Genomic DNA, 6,598 nt, shown 5'->3' on the forward strand with positions numbered 1-6,598 from the left:
CCGTCGGGAAGGCGGGGGAAGCCGTGCGCCGGAGTCCCGTCCGGATAACGCGGCGCACCATGCGCCTGCGTGCCGTCCTTGGGGCGGGGAGTGCCGGGCAGCGGAGGGCCGGCCGGCGCGGGGCGCCGAGGTCCCGGTGGTTGTGGGCCCAGGGGGCCGCGCGTGGCCCCCTGCGGCGAGGTCGCCGCAGGGCCCGCACCCGGTGCCGCCCCTTGAGCCGTGCCCGGTGCGGCACCGGGTACCGGAACCTTCGGCAGCTCCCCCGTGTCGCTCTTACCGGCCCGCCCCCGGCGACTGTGACGTCCCACGCCCCGCCTCAGCTCCCCGCGTCCACGCCGGCCGGAGAGATCAACTCGCCGGATTCCGCGAGGAGTTCGCGGAACGCCGAGGCTACCGTCTCCGGGTACTCCATCATCGCGACATGCCCCGCGTCCGGCAGTGACAGCAGCCGGGAGTCGCGGAAGGCGCGCGCCGCGCGGCGGGCCATGCGGTAGGCGACAAGCTGGTCACGGCCGCCGTAGACGAGCAGCGTCGGCGCGAGCACCCGCTCGGCCTGGCGCCACAGCCCGTGCTGGCCGCCCAGCGTGTACGCGTTCACCAGACCGCGCGACGAACGCGCCATGGCGTCCCAGAAGTAGGGCAGCGCGAGCCGCCGCTCCATCTCCTCGACCGCGTCGCGGAACCCCTCGGGCGTCACCATGCCGGGATCGCCGTAACAGAGCGCCATGACCCCGCGGACGCGCTGCTCGGCACTCCAGTCCTTGGTGAGTCGGGTGAACAGCCGCGCCACCCCCGGCACCGAGAGCAGCGCCGTCGGCCACGCGGTGCGCTGCGCGCGGATCTCCGGGAGCGCGGGCGAGATCAGGGTGAGCGTCTCGACCAGGTCGGGCCGTACGGCGGCGACGCGCGTCGCGACCGCTCCGCCGAGCGAGTTCCCGAAGAGGTGCACGGGGCCGCGCTCGGCCGCGTCGAGATAACGGATGACTGCGCGCGCGTGCCCGGTCACCGAGTAGTTGCCGTCGTCGGGCGGCGGCGAGTCCCCGAAGCCGGGCAGATCGAGCGCCTCGCTGTCCACGAGCCCGTCGAGCAGCGGCATCAGCGCCGACCAGTTCTGCGAAGAACCGCCCAGCCCATGGACGTACAGGGCGGGCGGCAGTCCCTCGCGCGCGGGCGGTCTCGAACGCACGGTCAGGGTGATCCCGGGCAGACCCACCGATCGCAGGCGCTCGCCCTCCGCGACCCGGACGGTCCCGACCCTCGGCGTGACGGTGGTGGCCAGCGCGGCGGGCAGCTCGGTCGAAGACATGCGGCAATGTTACGAGACGATCACGCAGTGGTTCATGTGTTCGCTGTCACAGATCGTGCGCGGATCGTCTAGCGCCTCGATCGGGTGTCTCCTAGGCTTCGATCGAGGGCACTCGTACGTACACCAGGATCCGCACCAGGGATCCATACCCAGGGATCAGGGATCCGTACATCAGGAGCGCACTCGCACCGCTCGGGAAGAGGAATCATGACAGTCGACCCGACAGACCCCGAGACCTTCAACGACCGGTTCCGGGAGGTCCTTGACCCGGAAGCCCCGGAGGCGGACCTCGCCGAGCAGCTCAGCGAACTGGATCCGGTGGACGACATCGACCCCGAACCCCCCGGTGACCCCCTCAACGCCAACGAGGCCGACCTCGCCGAGCAGGCCAGGGTCGTCCGGCTCAACGAGGACGACTACAGGGGATGACCCCATGTGACCGGACCCCGCCGACCAGCGGTATCCGGTGTCGCGTCATGCCCTTCTCACCCCGTTCGTCACCCTCTGTGTCGTTATCGCACGCGTCCGGTCCGTGAAATTCTGCGCTCGCACCGCGCACAGTGGGGTTACCGAAAAGTACGATGGCGGCGCGGCGCACACCGCATGTGGACAATTTTGGGAGGCGGCGTGACAGCCATCGAGCAGACAGAGGCGGCACGCCCGCGGGGCACTCGCCTGCCGCGCCGTGCCCGACGCAACCAGCTCCTCGGCGCCGCCCAGGAAGTATTCGTTGCGCAGGGGTATCACTCGGCCGCCATGGACGACATCGCCGAGCGCGCGGGCGTCAGCAAGCCGGTTCTCTACCAGCACTTCCCGGGCAAGCTCGACCTGTATCTCGCGCTGCTGGACCAGCACTGCGAGTCCCTGCTGCATGCGGTACGGACGGCGCTCGCGTCCACCACGGACAACTCGCTGCGCGTCCGCGCCACGATGGACGCCTACTTCGCGTACGTCGAGGACGACGGCGGCGCCTTCCGGCTCGTCTTCGAGTCCGACCTGACGAACGAGCCCGCGGTCCGCGAGCGCGTCGACAAGGTCACGCACGAGTGCGCGGAGGCGATCTGCGAGGTCATCGCGGAGGACACCGGTCTCTCGCGCGCCGAGTCGATGCTCCTCGCCTCGGGCCTGGGCGGCCTCGCGCAGGTGGTGGCCCGCTCCTGGCTGCACAGCGACCGCAGCGTCCCGCGCGACCAGGCGGTGCAGCTGCTGACGTCACTGGCCTGGCGGGGTATCGCGGGTTTCCCGCTGCACGGCACCGATCACCACTGACTCACGCCCGACGCCCGACGACTCACGCCCGACCGCCCTGATCCGTCTCTTTGTTCCCGTCCGCTGTTCGCTCTTGGCGTTCTCGGCCGGAACGTGCACGTCCCCTCACCGGGCTAATGTGTGCAGCGTACGGCGCGGAGAGACGCGCACATGACTGACCGTCGGAGGGACAAAGCCGTGGAGGTCAAGATCGGCGTGCAGCACGCGCCCCGCGAGATCGTTCTGGAGAGCGGTCAGACCCCGGAAGAGGTCGAGCGCGCGGTGTCCGAGGCGCTGGCAGGCAAGTCGCAGCTGCTGAGCCTCGTGGACGACCACGGCCGCAAGGTCCTGGTTCCGGCCGACCGCCTCGCGTACGTGGAGCTCGGCGAGCCCACCCAGCGCAAGGTGGGATTCAGCGCGCTGTAGTTCAGGCGAGCGGAAGGGGCCCGGTGACGCTGTCGCCGGGCCCCTTCGCATGCACCTCGCATGCACCTCGCATGCGCCGGAACCGAATCCTCCGCGCACGTCGTGCCGAGCCCGTACCCGCGGTCTCACCACCACGAATGGAGCACAGAACATCCACAGGGGAGGATTGCGTTCCGCACCTCGGGGGTAAACCCGCTACGACCGATTTGCACCGGCCGTGCGGGAGGGACCCTCACCATGTTCTTGGAAGCGCTCGGCGCCGCGATGCTCGGTCTCGCGCTGGCATGGGGGGCGGCGTACCGCCTGCCGCACCGACTGCCGAGCCGCGGTCTGGTCCTGTCGACCGGTGTCGCCGGAGCCCTGTTCGGGGCCTTCCTGACGCACACGGCACTGGGCTCCGGCCACTTCCTGGTCATCCTCGCCGGCGCCGTGATCGTCTCCGCCGCGCTGCTGTCGCTTCTGCTGCGCCCCGCGGAAAGATTTCGCCGCCGCTCGGCGACGGCGTGACCGAAGCGGGCGACGGCGAAACTCCTGAGGCCGACAAGCCCCACGGAAACCAAGGAAACCGGGGAAACCAAGGAAACCGAGGGGACCGGGGAAACCGGGTCTAGGCCGCCAGGCCCAGTGCCGCCATCCGCTTGGTGTGGGCTTCGGTGATCCGCGAGAACATCCGGCCGACCTCCGCGAGGTCGAACCCGTCCGCCACGCCGCCCACGAGCATCGTCGACAGCGCGTCACGGTCCGCGACGACCCGCTGCGACTGCGACAGCGCCTCGCCCATCAGCCGCCGCGCCCACAGCGCGAGCCGGCCGCCCACGCGCGGGTCCGCGTCGATGGCGGCGCGCACCTTCTCGACGGCGAAGCTCGCGTGCCCGGTGTCGTCGAGGACACTGAGCACGAGCCCGCGCGTGTCGGCGTCGAGCCGCGCGGCGACCTCACGGTAGAAGTCGCTGGCGATCGAGTCGCCGACGAACGCCTTGACGAGGCCCTCCAGCCAGTCCGAGGGAGCCGTCTGCCGGTGGAAGCCGTCGAGCGCGGCGACGAACGGTTCCATCGCCTCGGTCGGCTCCGCGCCGACCGCGGCGAGCCGGTCCCGCAGCCGCTCGAAGTGGTGGAACTCGGCCGACGCCATCTTCGCCAGCTCGGCCTTGTCACTGAGCGTCGGGGCCAGCTTGGCGTCCTCCGCGAGCCGCTCGAACGCCGCCAACTCGCCGTACGCGAGCGCTCCGAGCAGGTCCACGACCGCGGCGCGGTACTGGGGGTCGGCGGCGGCCGTGTCCCAGTTCTGCGCGGCGACTCCGGTGGCCGCGGGGGTGGTCTTGTCGGTGGCCTCGGCGGAGGGGTCAGCGGCGTTGTCAGGCGTCGTCATGAAGCGCACAATAGCCCGCTCGACGCAACAGGGAAGTCCCTGGTCAATGAGTGTGACGACGACTACGTGACCAAATCGGCCATCGCGTATGCGCGATTCCGGGGTATGGTGGTAATGCGCCCGGCGAGTATTCGACGGGCCGCACGAATGAGGATGCCCGGTCGGTGGCCCGATCGGCTCCGACCCGACAGCCCTCCTCGTCCGTACGGCACATCGCGTACGACATCCGGAGGGAACCCTCAGCGGTACGAGAGCTCGAGCGTCGGCAGTGGTCCCATGCCACTCGGCCCGCCCGTCAAGAGCGGCCGACGTCCCCGGCACGGTCCCCGACACGACCCCCGCGCTCGCCTCGCACCGCGTACACAGAAGAGGCAGCACCCTGACTACGACTTTCCGAGAGCTCGGAATCCTTCCCGAGACGGCCGAAGCCCTTGAAGCCGTCGGCATCATCACCCCCTTCCCCATCCAGGAGATGACGCTCCCCGTAGCCCTTTCGGGCTCCGACGTCATCGGCCAGGCCAAGACCGGCACCGGCAAGACGCTGGGCTTCGGCCTCCCGCTCCTCGAGCGTGTCACCGTCCCCGCGGACGTCGAGGCGGGCCGGGCCCAGCCCGAGCAGCTCACCGACGCCCCGCAGGCCCTCGTCGTCGTCCCGACGCGCGAGCTGTGCACCCAGGTGACCAACGACCTGCTGACCGCCGGCAAGGTCCGCAACGTACGCGTTCTCGCCATTTACGGCGGCCGGGCGTACGAGCCGCAGGTCGAGGCCCTCAAGAAGGGCGTCGACGTCGTCGTCGGCACCCCGGGCCGACTGCTGGACCTCGCGGGCCAGAAGAAGCTCAACCTCAAGCACATCAAGGCGCTCGTCCTCGACGAGGCCGACGAGATGCTCGACCTGGGCTTCCTGCCCGACGTCGAGAAGATCATGAACATGCTGCCGGCCCGCCGTCAGACCATGCTGTTCTCGGCGACCATGCCGGGTGCGGTCATCGGTCTCGCGCGTCGCTACATGTCGCAGCCCACGCACATCCGCGCCACGGCGCCGGACGACGAGGGCGCGACGGTCCGCAACACCGCGCAGTTCATCTACCGCGCGCACAACATGGACAAGCCCGAGCTGGTCGCACGCATACTGCAGGCCGAGGGCCGCGGGCTCGCGATGGTGTTCTGCCGCACCAAGCGGACGGCGGCGGACCTCGCCGACCAGCTCCAGCAGCGCGGCTTCGCCTCCGGCGCGGTCCACGGCGACCTCGGCCAGGGCGCCCGCGAACAGGCACTGCGCGCGTTCCGCAACGGCAAGGTCGACGTCCTCGTCTGCACCGACGTCGCCGCCCGCGGCATCGACGTCGAGGGTGTCACCCACGTCGTCAACTACCAGTCCCCCGAGGACGAGAAGACGTACCTGCACCGCATCGGCCGTACGGGCCGCGCGGGCGCCAAGGGCATCGCGATCACCCTCGTCGACTGGGACGACATCCCGCGCTGGCAGCTCATCAACAAGGCGCTGGACCTCGGCTTCAGCAACCCGCCGGAGACGTACTCCACGTCCCCGCACCTCTTCGAGGAACTGAACATCCCGGCCGGCACCAAGGGTGTCCTGCCGCGTTCCGAGCGCACCCGCGCCGGCCTCGCGGCCGAAGAGGTCGAGGACCTCGGCGAGACCGGCGGGCGTGGCGGTCCGCGCGGCCGCGGTGGCCGTTCGTCGGCGCCCGCGCCCGTGGAGCGCGAGCGTGAGCGCCCGGCGCGCACGCCCCGCCGCCGTCGCCGTACGCGCAACGGTTCCGCGCTGGAGGAGACGGCCACGACGCCGGCCCCGGAGACGACCACCGAGCCCACCACCGCGGAGGCCACGGAGCCCCGCACCCCGCGCCGCCGTCGCCGTACGCGCGCCGGGGGTACGGGGGAGACGGTGGCGGCTGCCGCCACCGTCGCCGAGCCGTCGGTGAGCGAGGCCCCGCAGGCCGCGGAGACCGCGGTCGCCGTGGCCGAGGGCGTGGTCGAGGCCACGCCGGAGGACGCGGTCGCGAAGCCGCGTCGCCGTCGGACCCGTAAGACGGCGGAGGCCGCTCCCGCCCCGGTCGAGACCGTGGCTGTCGTCGCGGAATCCGCGCCCGTCGTGGAAGCCGTCGCCGAGGCCGTCGCGGAGACTCCGGCCAAGCCGGTTCGTCGCCGTACCCGCAAGGCCGCCGAGGCTGTCGTCGACACGGCCGAGGGCGTGGTCGAGGCCGCGCCGGAGGCCCCCGCCACCC

The 6,598-nt window shown here is 71.3% G+C and carries 6 protein-coding genes and 1 pseudogene; 5 read left to right on the forward strand and 2 right to left on the reverse strand.

What is annotated here, in order from left to right:
• Positions 1-316: 316 nt before the first annotated feature.
• Complete coding sequence (locus tag ACZ69M_RS22155; RefSeq protein ID WP_470052080.1) at positions 317-1,306, reverse strand: alpha/beta fold hydrolase; 990 nt, start codon at positions 1,304-1,306, stop codon at positions 317-319.
• A gap of 207 nt (positions 1,307-1,513) precedes the next feature.
• On the opposite strand from ACZ69M_RS22155, the gene ACZ69M_RS22160 reads away from it, so the two are divergent.
• The 4 genes from ACZ69M_RS22160 (at position 1,514) to ACZ69M_RS22175 (ending at position 3,487) form a co-directional block, all read left to right on the forward strand.
• Entirely contained in the window at positions 1,514-1,735 is a 222-nt protein-coding gene (locus ACZ69M_RS22160; protein ID WP_470052082.1) for a hypothetical protein, read from the forward strand.
• A gap of 198 nt (positions 1,736-1,933) precedes the next feature.
• Complete coding sequence (locus ACZ69M_RS22165) at positions 1,934-2,575, forward strand: TetR/AcrR family transcriptional regulator (RefSeq protein ID WP_054228200.1); 642 nt, start codon at positions 1,934-1,936, stop codon at positions 2,573-2,575.
• Positions 2,576-2,752: 177 nt separating this feature from the next.
• Entirely contained in the window at positions 2,753-2,980 is a 228-nt protein-coding gene (locus tag ACZ69M_RS22170) for a DUF3107 domain-containing protein (protein WP_028801993.1), read from the forward strand.
• A gap of 237 nt (positions 2,981-3,217) precedes the next feature.
• Positions 3,218-3,487 (forward strand): hypothetical protein, encoded by a 270-nt coding sequence (locus ACZ69M_RS22175; protein WP_054228201.1) that lies wholly within the window; start codon positions 3,218-3,220, stop codon positions 3,485-3,487.
• A gap of 100 nt (positions 3,488-3,587) precedes the next feature.
• Here ACZ69M_RS22175 and ACZ69M_RS22180 read toward each other — a convergent pair whose 3' ends face one another.
• The gene (locus tag ACZ69M_RS22180) at positions 3,588-4,349 is read right to left on the reverse strand and encodes a ferritin-like fold-containing protein (protein WP_075028978.1); all 762 of its coding nucleotides are present in this window, start codon (positions 4,347-4,349) and stop codon (positions 3,588-3,590) included.
• A gap of 472 nt (positions 4,350-4,821) precedes the next feature.
• Here ACZ69M_RS22180 and ACZ69M_RS22185 point away from each other — a divergent pair.
• Positions 4,822-6,598: pseudogene (locus tag ACZ69M_RS22185) on the forward strand (DEAD/DEAH box helicase); the annotation flags it as partial.

The sequence above is a fragment of the Streptomyces sp. NPDC107454 genome, assembly GCF_055582885.1.